This is a genomic window from Neorhizobium populisoli, from assembly GCF_019430945.1.
GTDB lineage: Bacteria > Pseudomonadota > Alphaproteobacteria > Rhizobiales > Rhizobiaceae > Neorhizobium > Neorhizobium populisoli.
Window position 1 is genome coordinate 284,579 of sequence record NZ_JAHYCB010000001.1, and the last position, 26,043, is coordinate 310,621.

Below are 26,043 nucleotides of genomic sequence, written 5' to 3' on the forward strand. Positions count from 1 at the left end.
CGTAGCGCGGTGTTGATTTCCGACTCAGCGGTCATTGGCGTTCGTTGTCTTTCCCAGGCCCGGAAAGATAGACTGGCGGGACATGGGTCGTCAGCCACACGCCGTTCTCGGCACGGAAGAATACAAATCCGTTCCGCTGCATCTCGCCGGCATTGACCTTGAGCACGATAGGCTTGCCATGCCGGCTACCGACCTTGATCGCGGTTGCTTCGTCCAGCGACAGATGCACGTGCTGGCGAGTGCCCGGCTTGAGACCTTCCGCCATGATCGGTTCGAGATTGTCCTCTGCCGTGCCGTGAAACAGGATTTCCGGGGGGTCGCTCGGCTGCAGGCCGAGATCGATAGCAACTGAATGTCCCTGGGCCGCCCGGATCAGTTGCCCGTCTTCGGAGAGCGTGAAGCGCTTCTTGTCGCTGCCGGCGACGACACCTTCCAGGATCGGGCGATCGATCGCAAAGCCCTTTTCTTGTGCCTTCGAGATAAGGATATCGACGGATGTCCAGCCGTTTGCGTCCAATACGATGCCCAGACGTTCGGGCGCATGGCGCAGCACATGGCTGAGAAGCTTGCTGATTTCGGTCGACATCCGACAATTCCTGATTTGATCGGCCCGCGCTCACAACATACCTGCGGCGCTGCAATACTGATCGGACTTACAAAAACGACGATGCCGGGACAAGCCCGGCATCGCAATGTTCTGATTTTCAAGCCTTATTTGCTCTTCGGTACCCGCGGCACCGCACCACTCTTGCGGGGTGCGGTCTTGGCGGGTGCCTCTTCAGCAATTACGTCCGCTTCAACCATGGCCCTTGCCTTCGGGCTGACGCCGTCCTTGTCCTTCGGCGCCGACTTCTTCGGTGCCTTGGGCTTGGTGGCCTTGGCCTGCGCTTCTTCGGCAGCCTCTTCGACTTCCGCTTCCGGCTTCGGCTTTACCGGCACTGCTTCCGGAATGGAATCGAGCACCAGCTTGTCCTTGCCATCCGCATCCTTGCCGACGGTGACGCGAACGACGCCGCCCTTCCGAAGTGCGCCGAACAGGATCTCGTTCGCCAGCGGCTTCTTGATATACTCCTGGATGACGCGAGACAGCGGGCGGGCGCCCATCTTCTCGTCGTAACCCTTTTCGGCCAGCCAGGCGATCGCATCTTCGTGCAGGTCGAACGTCACATTGCGTTCCGAGAGCTGCGTCTCGAGCTGCATGACGAACTTCTGCACGACCTGATGAATGACCGTCGTCGGCAGCGGTGCGAACGGGATGATCGCATCGAGACGATTGCGGAATTCCGGCGTGAACAGCTTGTTCAAAGCCTCCTCGTCCTCGCCGCTGCGCTTGGATGAGCCGAAACCGAAGGCGGCCTTTGCCATTTCCGAAGCGCCCGCATTGGTCGTCATGATCAGGATGACGTTACGGAAGTCGATCTTCTTGCCGTTGTGATCGGTCAGCGAACCATGGTCCATGACCTGCAGCAGGATATTGTAGATATCCGGATGCGCCTTCTCGATTTCGTCGAGCAGGACCACGCTGTGCGGATGCTGATCCACCTGGTCGGTCAGGAGACCGCCCTGGTCGAAGCCGACATAGCCTGGAGGTGCGCCGAGCAGCCGCGAGACCGTGTGGCGTTCCATATATTCCGACATGTCGAAGCGCAGCATCTCGACGCCGAGCGAAGAAGCAAGCTGCTTGGCGACTTCCGTCTTGCCGACGCCGGTCGGGCCGGAGAAGATGTAGGAGCCGATCGGCTTGTTCGGTTCGCGCAAGCCGGCACGCGCCAGCTTGATCGCGGTCGACAGCGCCTCGATCGCCGCATCCTGACCGTAGACGACCGAACGCAGTTCCTTTTCCAGGTTGGCGAGAACCATCTCGTCATCCTTGGAAACGGTCTTTGCCGGAATCCGGGCCATGGTGGCGATCGTCGCCTCGATTTCCTTCTCGGTGATCAGCTTGCGGCGCTTGGAAGCGGGTACAAGCATCTGCGCCGCACCGGTCTCGTCGATCACGTCGATCGCCTTGTCCGGCAGCTTGCGGTCGGAGATGTAGCGGGCCGAAAGCTCGACAGCCGCCTTGATCGCGTCGTTGGTGTAACGAAGCTTGTGGTACTCCTCGAAATAGGGCTTGAGGCCCTTCATGATCTCGATCGCATCGTCGATCGACGGCTCATTGACGTCGATCTTCTGGAAGCGGCGGACCAGAGCCCGGTCCTTTTCGAAGAACTGGCGGTATTCCTTGTAGGTGGTCGAGCCGATGCAGCGAATCTGTCCAGAGGACAAAGCCGGCTTCAAGAGGTTCGAGGCATCCATCGCGCCGCCGGACGTAGCGCCCGCGCCGATGACCGTATGGATCTCGTCGATGAAGAGAACTGCACCCGGGAAATCCTCAAGTTCCTTGACGACCTGCTTCAGGCGCTCTTCGAAGTCGCCGCGATACCGGGTGCCGGCCAGCAGCGTGCCCATGTCGAGCGAGAAGATGGTAGCGTCGGCGAGAGCCTCCGGCACCTTGCCTTCGATGATCCGCTTGGCGAGCCCTTCGGCAATCGCCGTCTTGCCAACGCCCGGATCACCCACATAGAGCGGGTTGTTCTTGGAACGGCGGCACAGGACCTGGATCGTCCGGTTGACTTCGGCATGGCGGCCGATCAGCGGATCGATACGGCCATCACGGGCCTTGTCGTTCAAGTTGACGCAATAGGCTTTCAGGGCATCCTGCGGCTTCTTGGCCGAACCTTCATCCTCACCGCCACGCGACGAGGGCTTGGGTTCGGAATCGGATTCCTCGGAGCCACGCGGCGTGCGGGACTGGGAGGAGCCCGGACGTTTGCCGATGCCGTGAGAGATGTAATTGACCGCGTCGTAGCGGGTCATCTCCTGCTCCTGCAGGAAGAAGGCCGCATGGCTTTCCCGCTCCGCAAAGATGGCGACAAGCACGTTGGCGCCCGTCACTTCCTCGCGACCGGAAGACTGTACGTGAATGACAGCGCGCTGGATGACGCGCTGGAAGCCGGACGTCGGCTTCGAATCCTCGTCATAACCGGTGACGAGGTTGGCAAGCTCGTTATCGACATAGTCGGCAACGGTCTTGCGGAGATTATCCAGATTGACGTTACAAGCGCCCATAACCGCCGCAGCATCGGCATCGTCGATCAATGCCAGAAGCAGATGTTCGAGCGTGGCATATTCGTGATGCCGCTCGTTCGCGAAGGTCAGTGCCTGATGCAGCGCCTTTTCTAAGCTAGGCGAAAATGTTGGCACGTCGGGTTCCTCACTTCTTTTCCATGACACATTGTAGCGGATGCTGGTGTTGCCGGGCGAAGTCCATAACCTGGGACACCTTGGTTTCCGCTACCTCATAGGTAAATATGCCGCATTCGCCCACGCCGTGATTGTGAACATGAAGCATAATGCGCGTCGCGGCTTCCCGATCCTTCTGAAAGAAACGCTCCAGAATATGGATGACGAACTCCATGGGGGTATAGTCGTCATTGAGCAGGAGAACGCGATACAGATTGGGCCGCTTGGTCTTAGGTTTCGTTCTCGTGATGACCGAGGTCCCGCGGCCCGCGTTATCTCCGTCGCCACTCTTGTCTTTATCTTGCATCAAGATCGGCAGTGCGATCATCTTCATTCATTCCCCGGTCGTCCGGCTGCGGTATCATGTGTGGTTCGCTGCCGAACTGAAGTCTCACCTAACTTAGTTCATTGGACACGGATTTTAAGCCCCCTTCGCGGCCACGCAATCACTATTCCGCTAATGCCCCTGTCCAAGGTGCGTAAAACTCCAGTTTTCCGCACTGTCTTCGTATTGTCGTGAATCAACGTTGCGCGGGCCTGAATCAAAAAAGGCCGGCAGCGCTTTTCGCCGCCGGCCTTCGCATGGAAGACGTCGTTCAGAACGGTCTATGTCGCGTTCACGCGGCGTTGGGCACCACGACAGCGGTCGTCTGGGCGACCGGCGGCTCATAGGTCTTGTAGGCCGTCTTCGCGAGTTCGACATACATCTCGCCGATCTTCGAAGACTGGGCCATGAAGCCCTCGTAGCTGGACCTGATATACCGGGTCTGCAGATCGTAGGCCGCCTCGACGGTGCGCGTCGCGGTCAGCGCCTCGACATAGGAGGTCAGATCCTGGAAAGACTTCTTGGAGTAATCGGTGGTCTCGGTGGCAATTGCCTGGAAACCCTTGGCGACTTCGGAATAGCTCTTCAGCATTCCATCCATCGCGTCCTTGCTCTGCTTGCTTGCGTCATCGAAATTGAACATCGCCTGGTCCTTTGTTCTATTCGGAGAAGGGAATAGAAAGGTCGCAGCCGACAAAAGTCAAGGCTGATTTGTGCAATGCAAAATCACTCTGGGTTGCAAATCACCCTATGCGAATGCATAGACGAATTCAGGTTTTTGATTTTACGCCATTAATGGGCTCACGCCTCCACAACCCAAGGGAGATGGATCAGGCGATTTAATGTGGCCTCACCTTTGCGTGTCCGGCAGTGCGGAATCAAAAAGCGGGCACATGGCCCGCTTCCTGAACATTTTGCGAATCTGGGGCCGACCGAGATCGACGTCACGAGATCGATCAGAGATCGACGTCGAGGATCGCCATCGAGAAATTGTAGGAACGGTCGCCGTCCTCGTCGTCGATATAGACCACACCCAGGAATTCTTCACCGAGATAGACCTCGGCCGAATCGTCCTTGCGCGGGCGCGCCTTGACCACGACCTGCGGGTTCAGCACGCGTTTGAAGTAGGCGTCCAGCTTCTTGATTTCGTCCGGTTTCACTTTTCTCTCCAGTCAGCGATTCATTTGGCAGCGGTTCGATTGGTGGCGCTTTTGGCACGGGACAAAGGCGAAAGTAAAGCCGCCAGAAGGTGCTCTAGCGGCTATTTCCCAGACCGAAAGCAGTCAAAAGCTCAGATATCCGCTCCGAGAATCTGGTCCATGAGACGCGCCGGTTCCGAACACCCTGCTTCTCCTACCACCCGGGCCGGCACGCCGGCCACGGTGGATTTCGGCGGCACAGGCTTCAGCACCACCGAGCCCGCGGCAACGCGCGAGCACGAACCGACCTCGATATTGCCGAGGATCTTGGCACCCGCGCCGATCAGCACGCCATTGCCGATCTTCGGATGCCGGTCGGCGCCCTCCTTGCCGGTGCCGCCAAGGGTGACGCCATGCAGGATGGAGACGTTGTCGCCGATGACCGCCGTTTCGCCGACCACCAGGCCGGTGGCGTGATCGAGGAAAATGCCCTTGCCGATGCGCGCTGCCGGGTTGATATCCGTCTGGAAGACGCTTGAAGATCGGCTCTGCAGATAGAGCGCGAAATCGCGGCGGCCGCGGCTGAACAGCCAGTGCGCCAGCCGATGTGTCTGAAGCGCATGGTAGCCCTTGAAATAGAGCACCGGCTCCAGGAACCGCAGGCAGGCGGGATCGCGGTCGTAGATTGCCTGGATATCGACGCGCAGGATCGCGCCCCATTCCGGCCAGTCTTCCAGCATTTCCATGAAGGTCTGACGCAGCAGCACGGCCTGGAGATCCGGATGGTCGAGGCGTTCGCAGATACGATGCACGACGCATTCTTCCAGCGAGCGGTGGTTCAGCACCGTCGAATAGAGAAATGCGGCCAGCAGCGGGTCGTGCCCGGCTGCCGTCAGCGCCTCTTCGCGCAGCGTATCCCAGATGGGATCGACGATCGCGACGGCGTCTTTCGTGCGGATTTCAGTACGTGCGGCCATAGCCGTCTCCCGGTTTGCCTTGGAGGCCTAATATAGAATAACTTTACAGGAAGGCCAACGGGCGCAAAATCGCATTCCGTTGATCGTTAGAATGAAGAAACCTGCGGCCTTGCGCGCGAAGGCTTGATCCAAGGCGGGGTTTTCGCCTCAGCCGGCGGAAAGCTCGGCGTAGAATTCCAGAACCGCCTTCTTGAACACCCGGTCGCCGACGGCGAGCATATGGTCGCGGCCCGGAATATCCAGCGCACGGGCGTTCGGCATCAGGTCGGCAAGCTCCTGGGCGGAACCGGCAATATCGTCCTTGGTGCCGACGCCGATCAGGGTCGGCGCTTCGATCCTGCCCATGTCGGAGCGGGAAACGAGGTCGCGCGACCCGCGGATACAGGCGGCAAGTGCCGGCTTGTCGCTTCTGGTCTGATCGGCGAAGGCGCGGAACATCCGGCCGCGTTCATGGGTAACGTCGTCGAGCGAAGGAGCGAGCAGCGCATCGGCGATCGGGTCCCAATCCCCTACCCCATCAGTCATGCCGATGCCGAGGCCGCCAAGCACCAGCGACTGCACCCGGTCCGGGTGGGCAAGTGCGGAAAAGACCGAAATGCGGGCCCCCATGGAATAACCGAAGAGATGCGCTTCCGGAATGCGCAGATGGTCAAGCAGCGCAATCGAATCCTCCGCCATCACCCAGGGGCGATAGGCTTCGGCATCGAGCGGCTTGTCGCTTGCGCCATGGCCGCGATTGTCCATGGCGATCACCCGGTAACCGGCGTCGCCCAGTGTCTTCAGCCAGCCCGGATGCACCCAGTTGACCAGCGCGCTGGAGGCAAAGCCGTGGATCATGAGAACCGGCGCGCCGGACGGATCGCCCTCGTCGAAATAGGCGAGGTTCAGGCCGTCATGCTGGAAGGTGGAAAAGGCAGGCGCATTGAGGTTCATTGCAGAATATCCGATGGGCGGTCGATTTCCGGGGGACCATAACGGAACGCCAAGACGGATTGAACCCATGCCGCAATGATATTCACGGCTCGCCGCCGGCCTCGACCCGCTCAATGCAGTAATAATAGGCATCGCGTGACGGCGACCCGAGGCTGGCACCGGCGCAAGCCTTGCGGACGTCCGGCGAAGCATTTTCCAGAACCTGATACTGATAATAGGACCAGACGAGCTTGGTCGACACGATGAAGACCAGTCCGGCGGTAACGAGGACGGCCCTGATCTGCTTCCGGGTAAAGCGCGACGCCGGACGATTTTGTGTGTCGATCTTAATACTACTTTGGCAGATTCGGGCAAGGCTGGTTTGAGATGATTTGTGCTCTCTTCCTTTGGGGGCGCGACATGGCAGATTGGCATACGGAGCTTTCGGCATTTTTGCAGCCTTTTCTGGAGAAGCTCGGACACAAGAAGCGGCGACAGATGTGCCCTCTTTACGTGTCCGGGCTTATTGGTCCCGGTGACCGCAAGAGTATCGAGCCGATGGCGGAACGGTTTGCTCCAGGCCATTACGACCGCCTCCACCATTTCATTTCCGACGGCCTTTGGGATGCTGTTCCTCTTGAGACTGAGCTTGCGCTGCAGGCGGACAGGATCGTTGGCGCATCCGATGCGTTCCTGGTGATCGATGACACCGGCCTGCCGAAGAAGGGCGATCACTCGGTCGGAGTCGCACCGCAATACGCCTCGATGCTGGGCAAGAGGGCAAATTGCCAGACGCTGGTGTCGGTGACGCTTGCCCGAGACGAGGTTCCAGTTCCAGTTGGCTTGCGTTTGTTCTTGCCCGAGAGCTGGACGAGCGACAGGGAGCGGATGGCCAAGGCCGGAGTTCCCGACGGCATGCGAACGTCTCGTACCAAGCCGGAAATTGCTCTCGCCGAGATCGACCGGTTGATCGTGACTGGCGTCCGGTTTGGTACAGTGCTGGCTGACGCAGGCTACGGCCTCTCGGCGGCCTTCCGCCAGGGATTGAGTGGCCGCGGCCTCACCTGGGCAGTCGGCATCCCCAAGCATCAGAAAGTATATCCGCATGATGTCGGATTGATCTTTCCCGTCGCCGGTCATGGTCGCCCGCGCAAGCATCCAATCCCCGATACCCTGTCGGTTGCCGCAGAAACGATCCTAACGCTCGCAAGCTGGAAGAAGGTCAGTTGGCGGCGTGGCACAAAGGGCCGCCTGACGGCACGCTTTGCAGCATTGCGCGTCCGGATCGCTGACGGCACGCCGCAACGCATTCTTGACAAAGGACAGCAACACATGCCGGGGGAGGAAGCCTGGTTGGTTGGCGAATGGCGATCAAACGACGAGCGCAAATACTACCTGTCCAACTTGCCGGCCGATGCGACATTGAAAGCGCTGGCGGCCGCCATCAAGGCGAGATGGGTTTGCGAGCAAGCGCATCAGCAGATGAAGGAGGAACTCGGCCTCGACCACTTCGAAGGCCGATCATGGCAAGGGCTACATCGGCACGCCCTGATGACGATGATCGCCTATGCCTTCCTCCAGCACCAGAGACTGCAGACTGCAAAGCGGGAAAAAAAAGAAGCGACAAATACGCAGAGGGCCGCCTGAGCCCACCTTGCCTGCTATCCGTCGAGCCGTCATCAGTACACTCGCCAGACCGATGACGACATTCCGATGTCCCCACTGCAAAGGGCAATTTGAACTGCAGAATCGATTCTGCCAAAGTAGTGTTAAAACCCGTGGGCTTTGCGGGCGCTGTTTCGCGCCTCATGCCGCGCAAGCCGAAATGCCGCCGCGATATCGCCACTACAGTCTCCTGCTTCGAAGGACCGAGGCCCAAGTCTAGCGGCCTTTTCTTTCGATCCAATCAACGCGGCCCTATGTCAGACCGGTTGTGGCTTTCGCGCCTGCGGCGGTTTTTGCACTACACAATCGCCGCCGAGGACGGTAATGTCCGCCGCAAATCGCATTTCAAAGTTTCGGAGACCAGTATGGCCGGGCACAGCATTCCCCATTTCCAGAACGACGGCGGATATCCGGTGATCCAGATCGGCGTGAAGGAATTCATGTGCACCGGCGCTTCCGTGCCCTTCGACCATCCGCATATCTTCATCGATCTCGGCGACGACAACGAGAAGGTCTGTTCCTATTGCTCGACCCTGTTCCGTTACAATCCGGGCCTGAAGGCCGAGCAGACCGACCCGCCGGGCTGCGTCTTCCACGTCAAGGCGGCGTGACCGGCGCGTCCTGATGACCATCGAAAGAGTAGCGATCATCGGCGCCGGAATGGCGGGGCTGGCGGCTGCGCTCTCGTTTGCCCGACACGGCATCGCCTGCGATATTTTCGAAGAGGCGACCGAGCTCACGGAAGTCGGCGCAGGTCTGCAGATATCCCCGAATGCGTCGCGAATCCTGTCGGACCTCGGCGTGCTTCCCGCACTTGAAGCCGTCTGGACCGAGCCGGAGCGTATCGGCCTCGTATCCGGCACGTCGCTCAGGCCGATCGCCCATGTGCCCGTCGGCCGCTTCGCGCGGCAGCGCTGGGGTGCGCCCTATGGCGTGCTGCACCGGTCAACGTTGCAGAAGGCCTTGCTCGACGCCGTCAGGCAAAATCCGCTTTGCAGCATCCATCTCGATACGCCGATCCGCCGGGACACGGCAGAAGCGCTGACCGCGGTGACAAGCCATGCCTACCCGCTGATCGTCGGTGCCGACGGTGTCTGGTCGAACCTCCGCTCATCGATACCCGGCAGCCCCGAACCGGACTTTTCGAGAAACGTCTGCTGGCGCTTTACTATTCCACGCGATGCGGTGCCAGGCTGGCTGGCCGCCGGTCAGGTCACCGCGTTTCTCGGTCCCTCCACCCATCTCGTCGCCTACCCGCTGAAGGAAATCGGCGGTTTCAACATCGTCGCCATCGCTTCCGGCATCAGTCCGGGAGAAACCTGGGATGCGCAGGCGAACGAAGCACAGCGGCGCTTGCTGACAGGGCAGTTCCATCGCTGGGACCGCCGGATCGTGGAACTGCTGGAAAGAGCGGATGCGCCGACCTTCTGGCCGCTTTACGAAGTCACGACCGGCCGCTGGCAAAATGGCAAGGACCGTGTGCTGATAGGCGACGCCGCCCATGCGATGATGCCGTTTGCGGCGCAAGGCGCGTCGATGGCGATCGAGGATGCTTTCATCCTGGCAAACCGGATAGCAGGCCCCCGCCCCCTTGCCGAGGTGCTGCCCGCTTTCGAGAAAGAACGGGCCCAGCGCGTCGCCAAGGTGCGGGCGCGCGGCCTGTTCAACCGCTTCGCCTATCATGCGCGCGGGCCGGTGAAGCTCGGCCGCGACCTGGTTCTTTCAATGCGTCCGCCGCAATCTCTCGCGGCGGATTTCGATTGGCTCTACGGCTTCAAAGCCGGATAATTGAGCCCGTCACTGGACCGATAATCAGACGGCGGCAGCCGCGGCAAAGCCGGCTTCCAGATCCTTCTTCAGGTCCGCGATATCCTCAAGGCCGATCTGCAGACGGATGAGCGCGCCGTCGGTCGGAGCCGTGCGGATCGTGCGGTCGGAAAGATTGACCGGCACGGCAAGGCTTTCATAACCACCCCAGGAATAACCGAGGCCGAAGAAGCTCAGCGCGTCGAGGAAGGCATGCGCCTTTTCCCTGGACTTTGCCGCATCGCTTTTCAGCACGAAGGAAAAGACGCCGCTGGCACCTTTGAAGTCGCGCTTCCAGATGTCGTGCCCCGGGAAGCTGGGCAGCGCCGGATGCAGGACGCGGGCGACGTCGTCGCGACCTTCGAGCCATTTCGCCACGTCGAGCGCGCTCTTCTGGTGGTGTTCGAGGCGGATTCCCATGGTGCGCAGGCCGCGCAGGATCTGGTAGGAATCGTCCGGCGCGCCGCAGATGCCCATCGTAATGCGGGCCTCTTCCAGTGCCGGCCAGTGCTTGGCATTGGCATGCACCGAACCCATGATGATATCCGAATGGCCGGATGGATATTTGGTCGTCGCATGGATGGAGACATCGACGCCGAAATCGAGCGGCCGGAAATAGAGAGGCGTCGCCCAGGTATTGTCCATGGTGACGACAATATCGCGGCCATGGGACGGCTTGTGCGCTTCCGTGGTAATAGCGCGAATATCCTGCATTTCCATCGTGTTGGAGCCCGGCGCCTCGGTGTGGATCAGCCGCGTGTTCGGCTTGATCAGCTTGGCGATATCAGCGCCGATTTCCGGGTCGTAATAGTCGATCTCGACGCCCAGACGCTTCAGCATCGTGTTGCAGAAATTGCGGCAGGGCGAATAGACCGAATCGACGATCAGCGCGTGATCGCCGGCCGACAGATAGGCCAGGAAAGGAACCGAAATCGCCGCCAGGCCGGACGGTACGAGGATGGTGCCGGCCGAACCTTCCAGCTCGTCGAAGGCCGCACAGAGAGCGTCCGTCGTCGGCGTGGCGCGCGTACCGTAGGTATATTTCTGCGCACGCTTCTCCATCGTCGCGGAATCGGGAAACAACACGGTCGAGGCATGCACGACCGGCGGATTGACGAAGCCATGATAGCCGGACGGATCGTGGCCCATATGCGCCAGGCGCGTGTTCGAACCGGCGCCGCCATAGAGGGTGTCGTTCTTCTTTTTCATGTCTGGAGAAGCTTTCAGTTGCGAGCGAATAGGTGAAGTTTTGACGCCGGAACATTGCCCGGTCAACCCCGCCCGCCGCTGCAGAAATAGACATCAGGCGACCTGCGACTTTATCTAAACAACATCGATTTTGATCAAAACCCGCCTAACTTTTGAGTATTTGCCCAATTCCTGGGCCAAGTTAACAAATTTACCTCATTTTAGACGCAATTCGAAAAGGCGACACTTGACCCTGCGTTGTTTTGCGAATGAGATAGTGGGTACCCGCACCGGGAGGGTTGGCGGGCGACCTGCCGTATTCGAAGAAAACAGGGGAACGGCACGGTGCAATCCAGATCAAAACAAGAGATAAGGTTGGGAAAATGAACAAGACGCTTCTGTCAGCCGCGATTGGCGCTGCGGTACTGGGCTTCGCTTCGGCTGCTTCTGCCGCGACGCTCGATGATGTGAAGGCGAAGGGCTTCGTCCAGTGCGGCGTCAACACCGGTCTTGCCGGCTTTGCACAGCCGGATTCCGCCGGCAACTGGAAGGGCTTCGACGTCGATTACTGCAAGGCCGTCGCTGCTGCGATCTTCGGCGACGCCACCAAGGTCAAGTACACGCCAACCACCGCTCAGAGCCGCTTCACGGCACTGCAGTCCGGCGAAATCGACCTTCTGGCCCGTAACACCACCTGGACAGTCAACCGCGACACCGCGCTCGGCTTCAACTTCCGTTACGTCAACTACTATGACGGCCAGGGTTTCATGGTTCCGAAGAGCCTGAACGTGAAGTCGGCTCTGGAACTGTCCGGCGCCGCCGTCTGCGTCCAGTCGGGCACCACGACCGAACTCAATCTCGCCGACTACTTCAAGGCCAACAAGCTGGAATACAAGCCGGTCGTTTTCGAAAAGCTCGAAGAAGTGAATGCCGCTTACCAGGCCGGCCGTTGCGACGTCTACACGACCGACCAGTCGGGCCTGTATTCGCTGCGCCTGTCGCTCGCAAAGCCGGACGATCACATCATCCTGCCGGAAATCATCTCCAAGGAGCCGCTCGCTCCGGCCGTCCGCCAGGGCGACGACAAGTGGTTCGACATCGTGACCTGGGCCGGTTTCGCCCTGGTTCAGGCTGAAGAATTCGGCATCACCCAGGCAAACGTCGACCAGATCAAGGCCGGCTCCACCAACCCGGACGTTCGCCGCTTCCTCGGCGTCGAGAAGGACACCAAGATCGGTACCGACCTTGGCCTGACCAACGACTGGGCCTACAACATCGTCAAGGGCGTCGGTAACTACGGCGAAGTCTTCGAGCGCAACATCGGTGCAAGCACCCCGCTCAAGATCCAGCGCGGCCTGAACGCTCTGTGGACCAAGGGCGGCCTGCAGTACGCTCCGCCGGTCCGCTGATCGACCGCTTTCCGACATCCGGCAAGGCGGCCCTCGCCGCCTTGCCGTACATCAAAAAATATAAAAAAACCAAAAACAAAAATGGCCAAAAGGCCAACGGGGAAAGGCAAGCATGACAGATCACGCCATACGTGTGTCATCCCATCGAGAACCGAAGGTTTCTCCCATCAACGATCCGAAGGTGCGCAGCATCTTCTTCCAGATTATGACTGCCCTCGTCGTCGTGCTGGCGGTCTGGTTCATCAGTCACAACGTTTCCGTCAACCTCGCGCGCGCCAACATCGCCTCCGGCTACGGCTTCCTTGCCGGCCGTTCCGGTTTCGACATCGGCTTCGCGATGCTGCCCTATTCGAGCGATTCGACCTATGGCGACGCGCTTGTCGTCGGACTGATCAACACGATCCTGATTGCCGTCACCGGCATCTTCACGGCGACCATCATCGGCTTCCTCGTCGGCATCGGCCGCCTGTCCAAGAACTGGCTGATCGCCAAGCTCTGCACGGTCTATGTCGAGGTGTTTCGTAACATCCCGCCGCTGCTCGTCATCTTCTTCTGGTATTCCGGCGTTCTTTCGACGCTGCCGCAGGTGCGAGACTCGCTGAAACTGCCCTTCAGCATGTTCCTCAACAACCGCGGCCTTGCCTTCCCGAAGCCGCTCTGGGGCGAAGGCACCTACCTTATTCCCATCACCATTCTCATCGGCATCGTCGTGACCTTCGCCATCGCCAAATGGGCGAAGAAACGGCAGATGCGCACCGGCAAGCAGTTCCACACGATTTGGGCCGGCATCGCCCTCATCGCCGGCCTGCCGATCCTCACCTTCCTGATGCTCGGCGCACCGCTGACCTTCGACTATCCGGTCGCGGGCCGGTTCAACCTGTCCGGCGGTTCGGTGATCGCTCCGGAATTCGTGGCGCTCTATCTGGCGCTGTCCTTCTACACGGCTGCGTTCATCGCGGAAATCATCCGCGCCGGCATTCGCGGCGTGCCGAAGGGGCAGTCGGAGGCTTCGTTCGCGCTCGGCCTGCAGCCGTCCTCGACGACGCGGCTGGTCGTCATTCCGCAGGCCGCCCGTATCATCATTCCGCCCCTGACGAGCCAATATCTGAACCTTACCAAGAACTCGTCGCTCGGCGTGGCGATCGGCTTCCCCGAACTCGTTTCGACGGGCGGCACGACGATGAACCAGACGGGTCAGGCGGTGGAGGTCATCTCGATCTGGCTCGTCGTCTATCTGACGATCAGTATCGCAACCTCGCTGTTCATGAACTGGTTCAACGCCAGGATGGCTTTGGTGGAGAGGTAAGATCATGGCCGATACAAACCCCTCCTTCGTCCGGCACGAAATGCTGCCGGCACAGCCGGCGCCGATTGCCGCCGGCAATATTATCGGCTGGGTCAGGACCAACCTGCTCGCCACACCAAAGGATGTCGTTCTCACCGTCATCGCGATCATCCTGTTGGCGCTGCTGATCCCACCTGCCCTGAACTGGCTGGTGGTTCAGGCGACCTGGTTCGGTAGCGATCGCTCGGTCTGCACCACGATCGTCCAGGGCGGCATCCAGCCGGATGGCTGGAAGGGCGCCTGCTGGGCCTTCGTCAAGGATCGGTTCGTTCAGTTCCTGTTCGGGCGCTACCCGCTCGACGAACGCTGGCGTCCGATCCTCGTCACCGTGATGTTCATCGTGCTGCTGGCTCCGATGCTCATTCCGAAGGCGCCGTACAAGGGCCTGAATGCGCTGTTGCTGTTCATCGTCTTCCCGATCGTCGCCTTCTTCCTGCTGCATGGTGGTTTTGGCCTGCAGAAGGTCGAGACGCCGCTCTGGGGCGGCCTGATGGTGACGCTCATCCTGTCCTTCGTCGGCATCGCCGTATCGTTCCCGCTCGGAACGCTGCTGGCGCTCGGCCGCCGCTCGAAAATGCCCGTCATCAAGACACTCTGCGTCACCTTCATCGAGGTGATTCGAGGCGTGCCGCTCATTACCGTTCTGTTCATGGCGAACGTGATGCTGCCGCTCTTCCTGCCGACCGGCTGGACGATCGACAACTTCCTTCGGGCGCTCGTGGCCGTTGCCCTGTTTGCCTCCGCCTATATGGCGGAAGTCATCCGCGGCGGCCTGCAGGCGATCCCCAAGGGACAGTCAGAAGGTGCGGATTCGCTCGGGCTCGGCTACTGGCAGAAGATGCGGCTGATCATCCTGCCGCAGGCAATCAAGCTGGTCATTCCGGGCATCGTCAACACGTTCATCGGCCTGTTCAAGGATACTTCGCTCGTGTCGATCATCGGCATGTTCGACCTCTTGAACATCATCCGCCTGAACTTCACCGATACGACCTGGATCACGCCGGTGACGCCGATCACCGGCCTGATCTTCGCAGGCATCATCTACTGGATCTTCTGCTTCAGCATGTCGCGCTATTCCGCTTTTATGGAACGGCATCTCGACACGGCTCACAAGCGCTGATCCTGAAAGCAAGATTACAAGGGGAAAAACATGGCTGAAGCCCAACCCAAGAAAATGACCGTCTCCACCACCGACGTTGCCGTCGAAATCACCGGCATGAACAAGTGGTATGGCGATTTCCACGTGCTGCGCGACATTAACCTCAAGGTGATGAAGGGCGAGCGCATTGTCATCGCCGGCCCGTCGGGCTCCGGCAAGTCGACGATGATCCGCTGCATCAACCGGCTCGAGGAACATCAGGCCGGCAAGATCGTCGTCGACGATATCGAGCTTACCAACGACCTGAAGAAGATCGATGAAGTGCGCCGCGAAGTAGGCATGGTATTCCAGCACTTCAACCTCTTCCCGCATCTGACGATCCTGGAAAACTGCACGCTGGCACCGATCTGGGTGCGCAAGATGCCGAAGAAGGAAGCGGAAGAAGTGGCGATGCACTATCTGAAGCGCGTCAAGATTCCGGAACAGGCGAACAAATATCCGGGCCAGCTTTCCGGCGGTCAGCAGCAGCGCGTGGCAATCGCCCGCTCGCTCTGCATGAAACCGAAGATCATGCTGTTCGACGAGCCAACCTCGGCTCTCGACCCGGAAATGGTCAAGGAAGTCCTGGATACGATGGTATCGCTCGCCGAAGAAGGCATGACCATGCTTTGCGTCACCCACGAAATGGGCTTCGCGCGCCAGGTTGCCAACCGCGTCATCTTCATGGACCAAGGCCAGATCGTCGAACAGAACTCGCCGGCCGAGTTCTTCGACAATCCGCAACACGAGCGCACCAGGCTCTTCCTCAGCCAGATCCTGCACTGAGGACAGCAATAGACCGATACTTGAAAGGGCGCCATTGGCGCCCTTTTTCGTTACCAGGTAAAGGAATAGCGCGCCTTGACGCTGGTAACCGGATCCGAGGCGTCCATACTGCTGTCGAGCGAGCCCGTCACAGTCATGTATTCGCCTATCTGCTGCTCCAGCCCGATGCCGGCGCCGATGGTGGCAAAGCTATCGCTGGCGCTTGCCCGCCCCATCAATGAGGTGCCGGTCGAACCATGCGTCAGTCGAACGGATTGGTTCGCGTCGATGCCCGCCCACTCGCCTGAGACACCATCATACCGCATCGTGTAGCTGCTGTTCCGCTCAAGATCGAGCGACGGCGTGGCAAACTCCTTTTCATAATAGTTCATGCTGATCGCCGCGCTGCCGGTGTTTCCGTCGAAATCCAGACCGACACCTCGACGCATCTCCGAAACTGTCGTTTTCACCTTGCTCGTGACGAAACTGCTCCAGAAGCGGATCGGCGTATCGATGGGTGCCCCGCCCTTCGTCGCATTCATGCCGAACGAAATGCCCGCCTCGGCTTCAAGCCGGGTCGGCAATTGCATGCCGAGCCTGATAGAGTAGCTGGTGTCCGAATTCTTGGTGGGCTGCCAGATCAGAGGTCTTTCGGCGGCAGACCCTGAGGTTGCGACAAAGAATAAAGCAAGCGCACTCGCGGCAGCGATGAACTGAATTTTTTCCATGATATTCGACCGGTCCACTTGGAGGCGACGCGAACTACCAGCCCCAAAGCCCGTAAGTTCGTATAAATTGAAGTCGTTCGAATCTGCCCGAATGACATCAGCGCGGGGTGGTGGCGCGGTGCGAAAACTTATACAGGAATGCGGCCTTTCCGAATCCGGACCGTGACGAAAATGCGATTTATAAAATGAGCATCTGATTGGATAAGTGGCTCGTGCTTGCCATGGTGTAGCGGCGTCGATTTGAATAAATTTTCAATTAGCCCATAATCAGCGTAAATTTACCGTTTTCGCGACTAAAATACGGTTCTCTGACCAGCTTCGCTTTAGACAGACAGATATCTGCATGTATCGAATACCAGATCGAGGACACGATGATAAAGCTTGAGCGGGCGACAAAACACGTCAAGTTGAAAGGGTTGTCCAAACCAATCATCGACGACGTCTCTTTTGTCATACCGCGCGGAAAGAGCGTTGGGTTGCTTGGGCGCAATGGCGCAGGCAAATCCACGCTATTGCAATTGATTGCCGGCACCCAGAATCTCGACAGCGGTCGCATCATTCGGCAAGGTAAAATCTCTTGGCCGCTGGGCTTTCAGGGAAGCTTTCAAGGCGCCCTGTCTGGAGAGCAGAACGTACGATTCGTCGCGCGAATCTATGGGGTCGAAAGCGAAGAACTGGTGGCTTACGTTGCCGATTTCGCGGAATTAGGGCCGTTTTTCCACGCCCCGGTCCAGACCTATTCTTCAGGGATGAAGGCAAGGCTCGCCTTTGGGGTCAGCATGGGGATCAAATTCGATTATTATCTCGTTGACGAGATTACGGCGGTCGGCGATACAAATTTTAAACGGAAATCGCAAACAGTCTTTAGGGAGCGTTTAGCGAATTCTGATGTGATTATGGTATCCCATAGCGGGGGGACTCTCAGAGAATATTGCACATCGGGTATTGTTCTCGAAAAAGGCAAATTGACGTATTATAGTGAACTCTCGGATGCGATAAGTATTCACGAACAGAATATGCGGGGTTAATAGGTTGGCTGAGCAACTTCAGGCAAGAACGTCGGGTTTAGGCGTAGACGGAAAATTTGAGGCTCCAGGCCACCCCGAACATAAGCGAAAACACCTGCAGCTTTTGGACAACCTTTTTAATAAAAAGATTGTCCAGCTTCCGAATCCACAAAGGGAGAAAGTCGACCCCAAAGGTCCGGCGACCTCTCCGGCTAAGAAGATCGAAATTGATGCCAATGGCGCGAATGTAGCTGAAAAGCCGGCGAGCCGTTGGAAATTTCGGCACACGGTCATCGCTATGACCTTCATGGTCATGGTGGCATTACCAACCACGCTTGCGTCGCTGTATTTAGCGTTTATCGCTGCTAATCAGTATCATAGCTCTGCCTCTTTTTCCGTACGCAGCATTTCAGCCGCGCAGGCGTCGGACATTCTCGGCATGTTTTCTCAGGCTTCGGCTGGAAGCACGATTTCGGACTCTTACGTTCTGCTTGACTTCATCATGAGTGAAAAGATGGTGCAAGCTGCCGATAAACTGTTCGATCTGGAAAACATGTACGCGCCCCGCGGTTTCGACTTTTTCTATGGTATTCGCAAGGATCTCCCCATAGAAGACAAACTGCGTTATTGGCGCAGTATTATAACGGTCGATTTCGATCATGCTTCCGGCATTATGAACCTAACCGTCAATGCATTTACACCAGAAGATTCTCAGAAGGTTGCCGGCTTTATTATCCAGAGCAGTGAACGGCTGATCAACGACCTTTCGCTTACCGGTCGTAACGAAATGCTCAAGGTGGCTCAGATTGAAGTCAGCCTCGCCGAAGCTCGCCTTTCCGACGCACGCGATGCCATACGCAGCTATCGTGACGTTTCCCAGGAAGCAGATCCCGTAGAGGGTGCCAAGCTGGCAACGCAAATCGTGGCATCCCTGGAGCAGCAACTGGTCAAACTGCAGACTGAAATGTCGACTGCATTGACCCAGATGGGCGAGGATACACCACGTATCCGAGTTATGCGGTCGCAAATCGACAGCCTGCAAAAGCAGCTCACCCAGGAAAGACAAAGACTCGGCAGCGGGATTGCTCCCAAGCAGGGCAGGAACGCAACGGACTCTGCTTCCGGCGTGGCCGGACGGCTCCAGCAGTACGACAAGCTCGAAACGCAGCGGGAATTCGCAGAACGCGCCTATACATCGTCGCTTGCCGCGCTTGAGAGAGCTCGCGTCGATGCGAACGCCAAGCAGCGTTACCTTGCCGTCTTCATCAACCCCACCCTATCCGAATTGGCGCAGTATCCGCATCGCTTCCTGAACTCGCTGCTTGTTCTGCTGGGTACATTGCTGATCTGGTCGGTCGCAGTCATGGGATATTACAATATTCGAGACCGCAATTAAGCTGGCGGATATTCCTTCCTGACAAGCGCCCACGCATATGAACCCATGCGTGGGCGCTGCGCATTCATGGGTATTGGCTGAAGTAGATTGATCAAGGATGCAGAACGCCCCGTTTGATAGCATGGCCGAGCGTGTCGATCTGGCAGGCAGGAAAGTCTTCGCCTTTCAGATTCGCCGATGGAAGCAGGCGATCCTCAATTCCTATTTTCCCCGGACGAATTTCAGCTATCTGCCACTCTATGTCAGCGACAAGGCGTTTTTTCTCGACTGGGCGCAGGCCATCGAAGACGAAGAGAATCCGGTTCTCCTGACATGGGGGAATAACGTCTCGCCGGCGGTCGTCGGGTTCGCTCGAGACAACAGGATACCGCTGTGCTTTCTGGAAGACGGGTTCATTCGCTCGCTTGTGCCCAATGCGAGCCACAGCCTGCCGTTTTCACTGACGCTGGACGGGCGGGCGCCCTATTTCGACAGTCGCTCGTCTTCCGATCTTGAGATCATTCTTTCCAATTGCGATTTCGAGGCCGACCAAGTCCTGATGAGCCGCGCCCGCAAAGGGATTGCCGAACTTCTTTCCTCCGGCCTGAGCAAATATAATTCGGGTGACGATACCGTACCGCCACCTGAAACCACACCGGCGAGCCCGCGGCGCAGGATCCTCGTCATCGGCCAGGTCGAGGATGACGCATCCATTCGGTTCGGCTGTGACCGCAAGATCGACAATAACGACGTCGTGCGGCTGGCAGCGCAGGAAAACCCAGATTGCGACATTCTCTACAAGCCGCATCCCGATGTCCTGAACGGCGTTCGCAGACGCCTTTCCAATCCCGCCGACGTCGCGCATGTCTGCCACATCCTTATCGGCAAGGCGCCTCTGCCCGAGGTGCTTCGCACGGTGGATCATGTTTACACGATAACCTCACTGGGGGGCTTCGAAGCGCTGCTGCGCGGGATTCCGGTGACGCTTCTCGGCTGCCCGTTCTACGCTGGATGGGGTTTGACGGATGATCGCCAAGCCAATTCGCGAAGAAAGCGCAGATTGAGTATCGACGAGGTGTTCGCAGCCGCCTATCTGCTTTACCCACGCTATTTCGACCCGGTAAGCGGTGAAGAGGCGACGTTTGAGGAATGCCTCAGCACGACTGCGCGCTGGCGGCGGGACGGAATGCCGCAAAGCCAGATTCTACCTGTTCCAACGCCCACCAAACCGGGTTTCGCAATCACGGGCTCTTACGGCCTGCTTGGATGGCGTCATCTCATGACCTGGCCGCTGGCAAATCTGATCGCGCGAGTCGGCGATCAAACCGATGCCGAAGCGTTCAAGACCAATCCGATCGTATTTTTTCGGGAGCTTTCGAATGCGCGCCTCAGAAAGCTGGGACGCATTCTCTATCCATTCGACTAAAAATCAGCCGAGAATGGCGACCCCTGCAGGACTCGAACCTGCGACCTGCTGCTTAGAAGGCAGCTGCTCTATCCAGTTGAGCTAAGGGGCCGATCTTTTGCGCCGGGGAAGCCAGGCGCCGATCGTCAATGCGTCCAGGGCTGGATGCGGTTGAATTTGAAGTTATCCGTATAGGAAACGACCTGACGGTTGGCTTCCTTCGGCTGGATGACGCGATACTCGATGCCTTCGCGTTCGGCATAAGCAACGGCCAGTTCAAGCGTTTCGAAGGTCAGGCGAAGCTGCTGCTTCATGTCACCGGAAGATGTGTAGCCGAGGATCGGGTCGATACGACGCGGCTGCTCCTGGTCAAATTCCAGAACCCAAAGATGGGTCTTGGCTTTGCCGGACTGCATGGCGGTCTTGGCGGGACGAAAAATCTTGGCTGCCATTCCTGAAACGCTCCATTGGGATGGATCGTCTGTGCGGCGCCCCTGGAAAACGTGGTCGGAGTGGAGAGATTCGAACTCCCGACCCTCTGGTCCCAAACCAGATGCGCTACCAGACTGCGCTACACTCCGTTCCTACGTTGGTTGCGAGATACACGGTTCCCTTTTACCTCGCAACAGCAAAATAAACCTTTCTGCCATCTGCAGAAAATTCGCTGGGGATCAATCCGAAAGTTATGGGCTGCCGATGCGCTTGGAGACCACCTTGTCGCCGGTCTTAATGCCAAGCGCCTTGGCGCGACCGGCATTGATCTCCAGCACGAATTTCACCGGTCCGTGCGAATCAATCACGTCGCGCGAGAACGGCACGGCATTTTCGCCGATGTGCGAAATCGTGCCGTCACCCTGGATGAACAGCATATCGAGTGGCAGGATGGTGTTTTCCATCCACATGGAGACCGGCCGGGCCATGCCGAAGTCGAACAGCATTCCGTGATCCGGCGCCATTTCCTTGCGATACATCAGGCCGTGTTCGCGCTGCGCGTCCGTGAGGGCAAGTTCGATCGAGAACTTGTAGGTCTGCCCTGCCGCAGTCTTGATCGATAGCTCGTCGCGGGGGAAAGTCATTTCCTGCTGCGCGACCGCAGTTCCGGCTGAAAGTCCGGCCAAAAGCAGAAAAAGTGCTGCCACAGCACTCCTGAATGCTGCCAACCGCTTAAAAATGAAGAATTTTGAATTTTCGAACATGAGATGAACCATATGCAAGCCGGTTGTCGTCGGCGCCAATATGGCTGGCTTCCGGTGCCCTGTCGATTCTCTTTCGGCCGGGAATGCCGAGCGGTTTGACGCGGAACTTCCCTCTCACCGCTTCGTTACTGTCGGACGCCAACCGAGGTAACCTCCCATGCTCAGATTTGCAGGACTGACCGCAGCAGCCTTAGGGCTGACCGCGGCTGTCGCATTGGCTCAGGCTCCACCGACAGAGCCCTCGCCGCTTCCGCCGGCGCCGCCGGAAATCAACAAGGACAATCCTCCGCCACCCCCTCCTCCGCCGGGGCCACGAGGGCCAGAAAGCGCCGAAGGCAAGGATGAATGGCGGATGCATCCGCGCGGCGACCGCCCACCACCGCCGCCGAAGGCTGCACATTTCCATGTGCGGATCGGCGATGCGCGCATCGATCTGAAATGTGCAGACGACGAACCGATGAAGGCATGCGCCGACCTGCTTCTGCAGATTATCGACCGAGCCAATGCGTCATCTGCGAACGAATCATCCGACGACAAAAACCGGGATCGAGACCGCGATTACGACCGCGGCCGTGATCGTTACGACCGTTACAACAGGGGATAGATATGAACCGAGATTACCTTTCCGACATCGACCGGCTGGGCCGTCAGCTTTCCGATCTGCGGGCCATCTTCGCTCGACAGGCGGGAGATTCGGCCGATGACGCCGCAGCCTATATCGCGCCCCGCGCGCGGCAGTTCGCACGCCAGTTCCGGCATGAGGGTTATGGCCTTGCGGCTGCTGCCCGCCATAATCCTTCGGCGGCGACCGGGGCCGTTCTCGGTGCTCTGGCGATAGGTGCAGCTGTCGGCTTGCTTCTCGCGGGCTCTTCACGGCGCGACTATTGATCTGTCGTGGCAATTGGTGCCGGTCGCACCGATTGCTTCCGCAGCGAGATGATCGAGATCGAGCCAATACAGAAAAAGCGCCCAACGGGCGCTTTTTCAACAATACGCTCTGAACGCGATAAGCTCAGTGCGAGCGGCTTACCGGGTTCGGATTGTCGGGATGAATCTCGGCCGCCATCAGACCCTTGTCGCCAGGTCCGAAACGAACCAGTACGACCTGTCCCGGGCGAAGCTCGGTGAGACCGAAACGTCGAAGCGTTTCCATATGGACGAAAATGTCTTCCGTGCCCTCACCGCGTGTCAGGAAGCCGAAGCCCTTGGTGCGGTTGAACCACTTGACCAGAGCCCGCTCGAGACCGCTCGTGGCGGTCACCTGTACGTGAGTGCGCACCGGTGGCAGGTCCGACGGATGAACCGCCGTCGACTGATCCATGGAAAGAATGCGGAAGGCCTGATAGCCGCGGTCCCTCTTCTGGATCATCGCGACGATGCGCGTTCCTTCCAGAATGGTTTGGTATCCATCGCGGCGAAGGCAGGTCACATGCAGAAGAACATCCTGCATCCCATTGTCCGGAACGATGAAGCCGAACCCTTTCGCCACATCGAACCATTTGACGACGCCAGTAATTTCAATGAGCTCGACCGGTTCCCCCGAGAACTCCTCGAAACTGGCAACGCCTTTCGATGACATCCTGTCTGCCATATCCTGTCGGCCCCTCGATTACGCGTTACGACGTGACGGATTTTAACTGATTCTTAGAGGATAGATTAACATCCCGCTAACCGTCCAGCGCAAGCCCCCGTCTTGGCTTTATCCACCCTCATCTCTATTTAGAGTGGCTTGCTCCAAGCTGTCGTCTGCGCCATATCCTTGCGGTGTTTCATCGGAGGGAGACTTCATAATGCGTTATCTGCACACCATGGTCCGGGTCAAAGACCTGGATGCCTCACTTCATTTCTATACAACCGTTTTTGGCCTCGTGGAAACCCGCCGCATCGACAACGAGAAGGGCCGCTTCACGCTGGTCTTCCTTGCCGCCCCGGAAGATTTCGACGATGCCAAACAGGTGGGCGCCCCCACCCTCGAACTCACCTACAACTGGGATACCGAAGATTACACGGGCGGGCGCAATTTCGGCCACCTCGCCTATGAGGTCGACAACGTCTACGAGTTCTGCCAGCGCGTTTCGGATGCTGGCATCACCATCAACCGCCCGCCGCGGGAAGGCCGCATGGCTTTCGTGAAATCGCCGGACGGGATTTCATTCGAAATCCTGCAGAAGGGCGAGAACCTGCCGGTCGCCGAGCCCTGGGCATCTGCTCCGAACATCGGCAGCTGGTAACCGCGATACCGCTCGGCGGCCATTTTTCCGGCCGCCGTGCTTCTTGCCTGCCGCGAGGCTTGTGTCAGGCTTTCCGAGCCTCCGTGCCGCCACATTCGCCGGGTTGTCCTCGCCCCGCTTCCACCCGATGCTCAATTCCAATGATTCGCCGCATGACGCGCGCGACGTGAGTTGACGGGGCATTCCCTTGCAGAACCTATCCTACACCCATTCGAACGTCCGCATGACGCTGGCGGCCGTAGGCATCTGCGCACTTGCGCTCTCGGGCTGCAATACGACGAAGAAGGTGGCCGATGCCTCTCCGCCGGCAGCCGGTGCCAATGGCTTGCCGGCCCGATCAAACATGCTGGCCAAGGACAGCATGCTGTCGAAGGACAGTGTTTTGCCCAAAGGCAGCGTCTTAGCCAAGAATGGCACGACCCCTTCCAGCCTGCATGTCGACCCAGTGGCCTCGAGAGATTCGGCAAGACAGGCTGCAGTCCGCCCGGGCGTGCAGACGCTGTCGCCTGAACAGGCCGCCGCCCTGGTCGGCACGCTTGCCCCCACACCGGCACCGGCGAGCAATTTCCCTCCTGCCCCTGCCGCCCCGACGCAGCAGGCATCGATCGCAGGCCTTGCGACCCAGCCGACTGGCGTACGCGCCGACGCCGGCACGATTTTCTCGGCTGCACCGCCGGCGCCGCCGGTCGCAACGAGCGCAAACGGACCGGTTCCAGCCGACCTGCCACGCAGAAACTTCAACGCGATGACCGCCAGCGTCTTCAGCGCGCCACAGCCCTCGCCGGCAGCGGCCTGCGGCACCGACGCGCAGGGCAATCCGTTAAGCTGCTGATTCGGCCAGTCTTTTCACGCTAAAATCGCTTCCGCAAAACGACTGTCATTTTTTTGCAAAAAACATGATTTTGACGCTTGCGGGAAAGAAATCACCCCACTATAAGGGCGCCACAACGAAGCGCAGGCGCCCTTCGTCTATCGGTTAGGACACCAGATTTTCATTCTGGGAAGAGGGGTTCGACTCCCCTAGGGCGTGCCACTTCTATCTCCCCAAGTCATTGTTTTATCTTTATTTGTATCATCCGGTACGCGCATTTTCGTGTCCGGATTTTTTTTGCATTCGCACTGTGGAAAAACTGTAATTTAGCGCTTGCGGGAAAGAAATCACCCCACTATAAGGGCGCTCACCACGAAGCGCAGGCGCCCTTCGTCTATCGGTTAGGACACCAGATTTTCATTCTGGGAAGAGGGGTTCGACTCCCCTAGGGCGTGCCACTTCTCTCTCCCATTTTGATGCTATGCTTGATATTTGAACGCCGCGGACCGGATGTCAGGGCGTTTCGGATGTGCTGATCTGCACCTGCCAGTGGTCCATCTGCTTTTTGTCATACTTGCCTTTGCGACCGCGATTCCAGGTTATCCCGCGCTTGGTGATCCGCGCGGGTATCCCGGCAATCACCACGCCCTCCTCATCGAATTCCCCATTCACGAATGACATCGCACCTACGATCGAATCAGAGGGTATTTTCGCGCCTTTGCTGATCATCGAATTGGCACCGATCCAAACATGATCGCCGATACGCACGCCTGCTGCCGGATTTATGCGCTTGCCGGTGGCGCGATCGATGACCGAATGAGCATCCGTTGTGCGGATTTCGATATTTCGCGATAGCATGCACCACGCGCCTATCTGAACCTCACAGCCCTCCTGACAAAGGATGTAGGCACTGATGGTCGTCGAATGATCCCCGAAGGAAACCGTTTGCCCGTCACCCTTTACGAGAATGTCACCGCGGAAATGCGCATCTTTGCCGATTACAATGCGGTTGGAATTGCCTTCCACCTGGATCGTTCCGGAAAAACGCGCGCCTTCGCCAATCTCCAGATGATTGGCCGTCCCGTTTTTCACGCCGATTCTGCCTTCAAGGCTCGCAGCGTCCCGGATATTCTGTGTATTCGCCCTGCCCCACGCGTTCACGAATAGCCATCCCCGGATTCGTCTCATGAGACGGTCGCCGATCGCGTTCTTCTGCATCGCGCCGAAAAGCCGGGACGTTATGGTATCCTTGAGCAATTCCACTCCTCCAGCCGAACTCAGCTTATACTCTTTGTCAGAGTTCAGGCCTCAAAGGTAGATCGCACCAGAGATCTCG

General features: G+C 58.5%; 27 protein-coding genes, 4 tRNA genes and 1 pseudogene. 16 read left to right on the forward strand and 16 right to left on the reverse strand.

What is annotated here, in order from left to right:
- Window positions 1-31: 31 nt before the first annotated feature.
- The 8 genes from KX729_RS01340 to KX729_RS01375 all read right to left on the reverse strand — a co-directional run bounded on the left by KX729_RS01340 (window position 32) and on the right by KX729_RS01375 (window position 6,900).
- On the reverse strand, window positions 32-586 hold the full coding sequence (locus tag KX729_RS01340; RefSeq protein ID WP_219740647.1) for an RNA 2'-phosphotransferase: 555 nt from the start codon (window positions 584-586) through the stop codon (window positions 32-34).
- 125 nt (window positions 587-711) lie between these two features.
- Entirely contained in the window at window positions 712-3,246 is a 2,535-nt protein-coding gene (clpA, locus tag KX729_RS01345; protein ID WP_219740648.1) for an ATP-dependent Clp protease ATP-binding subunit ClpA, read from the reverse strand.
- Between the two features lie 10 nt (window positions 3,247-3,256).
- Window positions 3,257-3,613 (reverse strand): ATP-dependent Clp protease adapter ClpS, encoded by a 357-nt coding sequence (gene clpS / locus KX729_RS01350; protein WP_219741191.1) that lies wholly within the window; start codon window positions 3,611-3,613, stop codon window positions 3,257-3,259.
- 289 nt (window positions 3,614-3,902) lie between these two features.
- Window positions 3,903-4,253, reverse strand: a complete 351-nt coding sequence (locus KX729_RS01355) for a phasin family protein (protein ID WP_219740649.1) — start codon at window positions 4,251-4,253, stop codon at window positions 3,903-3,905.
- Between the two features lie 313 nt (window positions 4,254-4,566).
- The gene (locus KX729_RS01360) at window positions 4,567-4,770 is read right to left on the reverse strand and encodes a DUF3126 family protein (RefSeq protein ID WP_219740650.1); all 204 of its coding nucleotides are present in this window, start codon (window positions 4,768-4,770) and stop codon (window positions 4,567-4,569) included.
- A 131-nt stretch (window positions 4,771-4,901) separates the two neighbouring features.
- Window positions 4,902-5,726: a serine O-acetyltransferase gene (gene cysE, locus KX729_RS01365; RefSeq protein ID WP_219740651.1), complete on the reverse strand. Its 825-nt coding sequence runs from the start codon at window positions 5,724-5,726 to the stop codon at window positions 4,902-4,904.
- 147 nt (window positions 5,727-5,873) lie between these two features.
- Window positions 5,874-6,659 carry an alpha/beta fold hydrolase gene (locus KX729_RS01370; RefSeq protein ID WP_219740652.1) on the reverse strand — a complete coding sequence of 262 codons (786 nt, stop codon included), beginning with the start codon at window positions 6,657-6,659 and terminating at the stop codon, window positions 5,874-5,876.
- An 82-nt stretch (window positions 6,660-6,741) separates the two neighbouring features.
- Window positions 6,742-6,900, reverse strand: coding sequence for a hypothetical protein (locus KX729_RS01375; RefSeq protein ID WP_219740653.1), 159 nt, complete (start codon window positions 6,898-6,900; stop codon window positions 6,742-6,744).
- Between the two features lie 158 nt (window positions 6,901-7,058).
- Between KX729_RS01375 and KX729_RS01380 the strand changes: the two are divergent.
- The 3 genes and pseudogenes from KX729_RS01380 (at window position 7,059) to KX729_RS01390 (ending at window position 10,091) form a co-directional block, all read left to right on the forward strand.
- Window positions 7,059-8,378 (forward strand): annotated as a pseudogene (locus KX729_RS01380) (IS701 family transposase).
- Window positions 8,379-8,668: 290 nt separating this feature from the next.
- The gene (locus tag KX729_RS01385) at window positions 8,669-8,914 is read left to right on the forward strand and encodes a zinc-finger domain-containing protein (RefSeq protein ID WP_025603238.1); all 246 of its coding nucleotides are present in this window, start codon (window positions 8,669-8,671) and stop codon (window positions 8,912-8,914) included.
- A 13-nt stretch (window positions 8,915-8,927) separates the two neighbouring features.
- Complete coding sequence (locus KX729_RS01390; protein ID WP_219740655.1) at window positions 8,928-10,091, forward strand: FAD-dependent monooxygenase; 1,164 nt, start codon at window positions 8,928-8,930, stop codon at window positions 10,089-10,091.
- A gap of 24 nt (window positions 10,092-10,115) precedes the next feature.
- On the opposite strand, the gene KX729_RS01395 is transcribed toward KX729_RS01390, so the two are convergent.
- Window positions 10,116-11,318 (reverse strand): cystathionine beta-lyase, encoded by a 1,203-nt coding sequence (locus tag KX729_RS01395; protein ID WP_219740656.1) that lies wholly within the window; start codon window positions 11,316-11,318, stop codon window positions 10,116-10,118.
- Window positions 11,319-11,680: 362 nt separating this feature from the next.
- Between KX729_RS01395 and KX729_RS01400 the strand changes: the two genes are divergently transcribed.
- The 4 genes from KX729_RS01400 to KX729_RS01415 all read left to right on the forward strand — a co-directional run bounded on the left by KX729_RS01400 (window position 11,681) and on the right by KX729_RS01415 (window position 15,975).
- A complete protein-coding gene (locus KX729_RS01400) occupies window positions 11,681-12,706 on the forward strand; it encodes an amino acid ABC transporter substrate-binding protein (protein ID WP_219740657.1) in 1,026 nt (341 codons plus the stop codon).
- 112 nt (window positions 12,707-12,818) lie between these two features.
- The gene (locus tag KX729_RS01405; RefSeq protein ID WP_219740658.1) at window positions 12,819-14,012 is read left to right on the forward strand and encodes an amino acid ABC transporter permease; all 1,194 of its coding nucleotides are present in this window, start codon (window positions 12,819-12,821) and stop codon (window positions 14,010-14,012) included.
- A gap of 4 nt (window positions 14,013-14,016) precedes the next feature.
- Entirely contained in the window at window positions 14,017-15,171 is a 1,155-nt protein-coding gene (locus tag KX729_RS01410) for an amino acid ABC transporter permease (protein ID WP_219740659.1), read from the forward strand.
- Window positions 15,172-15,201: 30 nt separating this feature from the next.
- Window positions 15,202-15,975, forward strand: coding sequence for an amino acid ABC transporter ATP-binding protein (locus KX729_RS01415; protein WP_219740660.1), 774 nt, complete (start codon window positions 15,202-15,204; stop codon window positions 15,973-15,975).
- 50 nt (window positions 15,976-16,025) lie between these two features.
- On the opposite strand, the gene KX729_RS01420 is transcribed toward KX729_RS01415, so the two are convergent.
- The gene (locus KX729_RS01420; RefSeq protein WP_219740661.1) at window positions 16,026-16,682 is read right to left on the reverse strand and encodes a hypothetical protein; all 657 of its coding nucleotides are present in this window, start codon (window positions 16,680-16,682) and stop codon (window positions 16,026-16,028) included.
- A gap of 371 nt (window positions 16,683-17,053) precedes the next feature.
- Here KX729_RS01420 and KX729_RS01425 point away from each other — a divergent pair, with 371 nt between their 5' ends.
- From KX729_RS01425 to KX729_RS01435, 3 genes are all read left to right on the forward strand, one after another.
- Window positions 17,054-17,710 carry an ABC transporter ATP-binding protein gene (locus KX729_RS01425; protein WP_219740662.1) on the forward strand — a complete coding sequence of 219 codons (657 nt, stop codon included), beginning with the start codon at window positions 17,054-17,056 and terminating at the stop codon, window positions 17,708-17,710.
- 4 nt (window positions 17,711-17,714) lie between these two features.
- On the forward strand, window positions 17,715-19,085 hold the full coding sequence (locus KX729_RS01430) for a KpsE/RkpR family capsule polysaccharide export protein (protein ID WP_219740663.1): 1,371 nt from the start codon (window positions 17,715-17,717) through the stop codon (window positions 19,083-19,085).
- Between the two features lie 97 nt (window positions 19,086-19,182).
- Window positions 19,183-20,490: a capsular polysaccharide export protein, LipB/KpsS family gene (locus KX729_RS01435; RefSeq protein WP_246617344.1), complete on the forward strand. Its 1,308-nt coding sequence runs from the start codon at window positions 19,183-19,185 to the stop codon at window positions 20,488-20,490.
- Between the two features lie 14 nt (window positions 20,491-20,504).
- On the opposite strand, the gene KX729_RS01440 is transcribed toward KX729_RS01435, so the two are convergent.
- From KX729_RS01440 to KX729_RS01455, 4 genes are all read right to left on the reverse strand, one after another.
- A tRNA-Arg gene (locus KX729_RS01440) sits at window positions 20,505-20,581 on the reverse strand.
- A 34-nt stretch (window positions 20,582-20,615) separates the two neighbouring features.
- On the reverse strand, window positions 20,616-20,921 hold the full coding sequence (locus KX729_RS01445) for an ETC complex I subunit (protein ID WP_219740664.1): 306 nt from the start codon (window positions 20,919-20,921) through the stop codon (window positions 20,616-20,618).
- Between the two features lie 52 nt (window positions 20,922-20,973).
- Window positions 20,974-21,050, reverse strand: a tRNA-Pro gene (locus tag KX729_RS01450).
- A 102-nt stretch (window positions 21,051-21,152) separates the two neighbouring features.
- Entirely contained in the window at window positions 21,153-21,665 is a 513-nt protein-coding gene (locus KX729_RS01455) for a DUF192 domain-containing protein (RefSeq protein WP_219740665.1), read from the reverse strand.
- 157 nt (window positions 21,666-21,822) lie between these two features.
- Here KX729_RS01455 and KX729_RS01460 point away from each other — a divergent pair, with 157 nt between their 5' ends.
- Together KX729_RS01460 and KX729_RS01465 are read left to right on the forward strand one after the other, a co-directional pair.
- Window positions 21,823-22,269, forward strand: coding sequence for a hypothetical protein (locus KX729_RS01460; protein WP_246617345.1), 447 nt, complete (start codon window positions 21,823-21,825; stop codon window positions 22,267-22,269).
- Window positions 22,270-22,271: 2 nt separating this feature from the next.
- Complete coding sequence (locus tag KX729_RS01465; protein WP_219740666.1) at window positions 22,272-22,553, forward strand: hypothetical protein; 282 nt, start codon at window positions 22,272-22,274, stop codon at window positions 22,551-22,553.
- Window positions 22,554-22,677: 124 nt separating this feature from the next.
- On the opposite strand, the gene KX729_RS01470 is transcribed toward KX729_RS01465, so the two are convergent.
- Entirely contained in the window at window positions 22,678-23,256 is a 579-nt protein-coding gene (locus KX729_RS01470; protein ID WP_219740667.1) for a cold-shock protein, read from the reverse strand.
- A 199-nt stretch (window positions 23,257-23,455) separates the two neighbouring features.
- Here KX729_RS01470 and KX729_RS01475 point away from each other — a divergent pair, with 199 nt between their 5' ends.
- The 4 genes from KX729_RS01475 (at window position 23,456) to KX729_RS01490 (ending at window position 25,165) form a co-directional block, all read left to right on the forward strand.
- On the forward strand, window positions 23,456-23,896 hold the full coding sequence (locus tag KX729_RS01475; protein WP_219740668.1) for a VOC family protein: 441 nt from the start codon (window positions 23,456-23,458) through the stop codon (window positions 23,894-23,896).
- A gap of 187 nt (window positions 23,897-24,083) precedes the next feature.
- Window positions 24,084-24,728, forward strand: a complete 645-nt coding sequence (locus tag KX729_RS01480; protein WP_219740669.1) for a hypothetical protein — start codon at window positions 24,084-24,086, stop codon at window positions 24,726-24,728.
- A 126-nt stretch (window positions 24,729-24,854) separates the two neighbouring features.
- Window positions 24,855-24,929: transfer RNA gene (locus KX729_RS01485), tRNA-Glu, on the forward strand.
- Between the two features lie 161 nt (window positions 24,930-25,090).
- Window positions 25,091-25,165 (forward strand) — tRNA-Glu (locus tag KX729_RS01490).
- Between the two features lie 55 nt (window positions 25,166-25,220).
- Here the strand turns inward: KX729_RS01490 and KX729_RS01495 are convergent.
- Window positions 25,221-25,964, reverse strand: a complete 744-nt coding sequence (locus KX729_RS01495) for an acyltransferase (RefSeq protein WP_219740670.1) — start codon at window positions 25,962-25,964, stop codon at window positions 25,221-25,223.
- Between the last annotated feature and the right edge of the window lie 79 nt (window positions 25,965-26,043).

Excerpts from the sequence above, each read along its gene's own strand:
- KX729_RS01340 (WP_219740647.1), bottom strand. The coding sequence starts at position 586 with ATGTCGACCGAAATCAGCAAGCTTCTCAGCCATGTGCTGCGCCATGCG.
- clpS (WP_219741191.1), bottom strand. The coding sequence starts at position 3,613 with ATGATCGCACTGCCGATCTTGATGCAAGATAAAGACAAGAGTGGCGAC.
- KX729_RS01355 (WP_219740649.1), bottom strand. The coding sequence starts at position 4,253 with ATGTTCAATTTCGATGACGCAAGCAAGCAGAGCAAGGACGCGATGGAT.
- cysE (WP_219740651.1), bottom strand. The coding sequence starts at position 5,726 with ATGGCCGCACGTACTGAAATCCGCACGAAAGACGCCGTCGCGATCGTC.
- KX729_RS01370 (WP_219740652.1), bottom strand. The coding sequence starts at position 6,659 with ATGAACCTCAATGCGCCTGCCTTTTCCACCTTCCAGCATGACGGCCTG.
- KX729_RS01385 (WP_025603238.1), top strand. The coding sequence starts at position 8,669 with ATGGCCGGGCACAGCATTCCCCATTTCCAGAACGACGGCGGATATCCG.
- KX729_RS01390 (WP_219740655.1), top strand. The coding sequence starts at position 8,928 with ATGACCATCGAAAGAGTAGCGATCATCGGCGCCGGAATGGCGGGGCTG.
- KX729_RS01395 (WP_219740656.1), bottom strand. The coding sequence starts at position 11,318 with ATGAAAAAGAAGAACGACACCCTCTATGGCGGCGCCGGTTCGAACACG.
- KX729_RS01400 (WP_219740657.1), top strand. The coding sequence starts at position 11,681 with ATGAACAAGACGCTTCTGTCAGCCGCGATTGGCGCTGCGGTACTGGGC.
- KX729_RS01405 (WP_219740658.1), top strand. The coding sequence starts at position 12,819 with ATGACAGATCACGCCATACGTGTGTCATCCCATCGAGAACCGAAGGTT.
- KX729_RS01410 (WP_219740659.1), top strand. The coding sequence starts at position 14,017 with ATGGCCGATACAAACCCCTCCTTCGTCCGGCACGAAATGCTGCCGGCA.
- KX729_RS01415 (WP_219740660.1), top strand. The coding sequence starts at position 15,202 with ATGGCTGAAGCCCAACCCAAGAAAATGACCGTCTCCACCACCGACGTT.
- KX729_RS01420 (WP_219740661.1), bottom strand. The coding sequence starts at position 16,682 with ATGGAAAAAATTCAGTTCATCGCTGCCGCGAGTGCGCTTGCTTTATTC.
- KX729_RS01425 (WP_219740662.1), top strand. The coding sequence starts at position 17,054 with ATGATAAAGCTTGAGCGGGCGACAAAACACGTCAAGTTGAAAGGGTTG.
- KX729_RS01435 (WP_246617344.1), top strand. The coding sequence starts at position 19,183 with ATGCAGAACGCCCCGTTTGATAGCATGGCCGAGCGTGTCGATCTGGCA.
- KX729_RS01445 (WP_219740664.1), bottom strand. The coding sequence starts at position 20,921 with ATGGCAGCCAAGATTTTTCGTCCCGCCAAGACCGCCATGCAGTCCGGC.
- KX729_RS01455 (WP_219740665.1), bottom strand. The coding sequence starts at position 21,665 with ATGTTCGAAAATTCAAAATTCTTCATTTTTAAGCGGTTGGCAGCATTC.
- KX729_RS01460 (WP_246617345.1), top strand. The coding sequence starts at position 21,823 with ATGCTCAGATTTGCAGGACTGACCGCAGCAGCCTTAGGGCTGACCGCG.
- KX729_RS01465 (WP_219740666.1), top strand. The coding sequence starts at position 22,272 with ATGAACCGAGATTACCTTTCCGACATCGACCGGCTGGGCCGTCAGCTT.
- KX729_RS01470 (WP_219740667.1), bottom strand. The coding sequence starts at position 23,256 with ATGGCAGACAGGATGTCATCGAAAGGCGTTGCCAGTTTCGAGGAGTTC.
- KX729_RS01475 (WP_219740668.1), top strand. The coding sequence starts at position 23,456 with ATGCGTTATCTGCACACCATGGTCCGGGTCAAAGACCTGGATGCCTCA.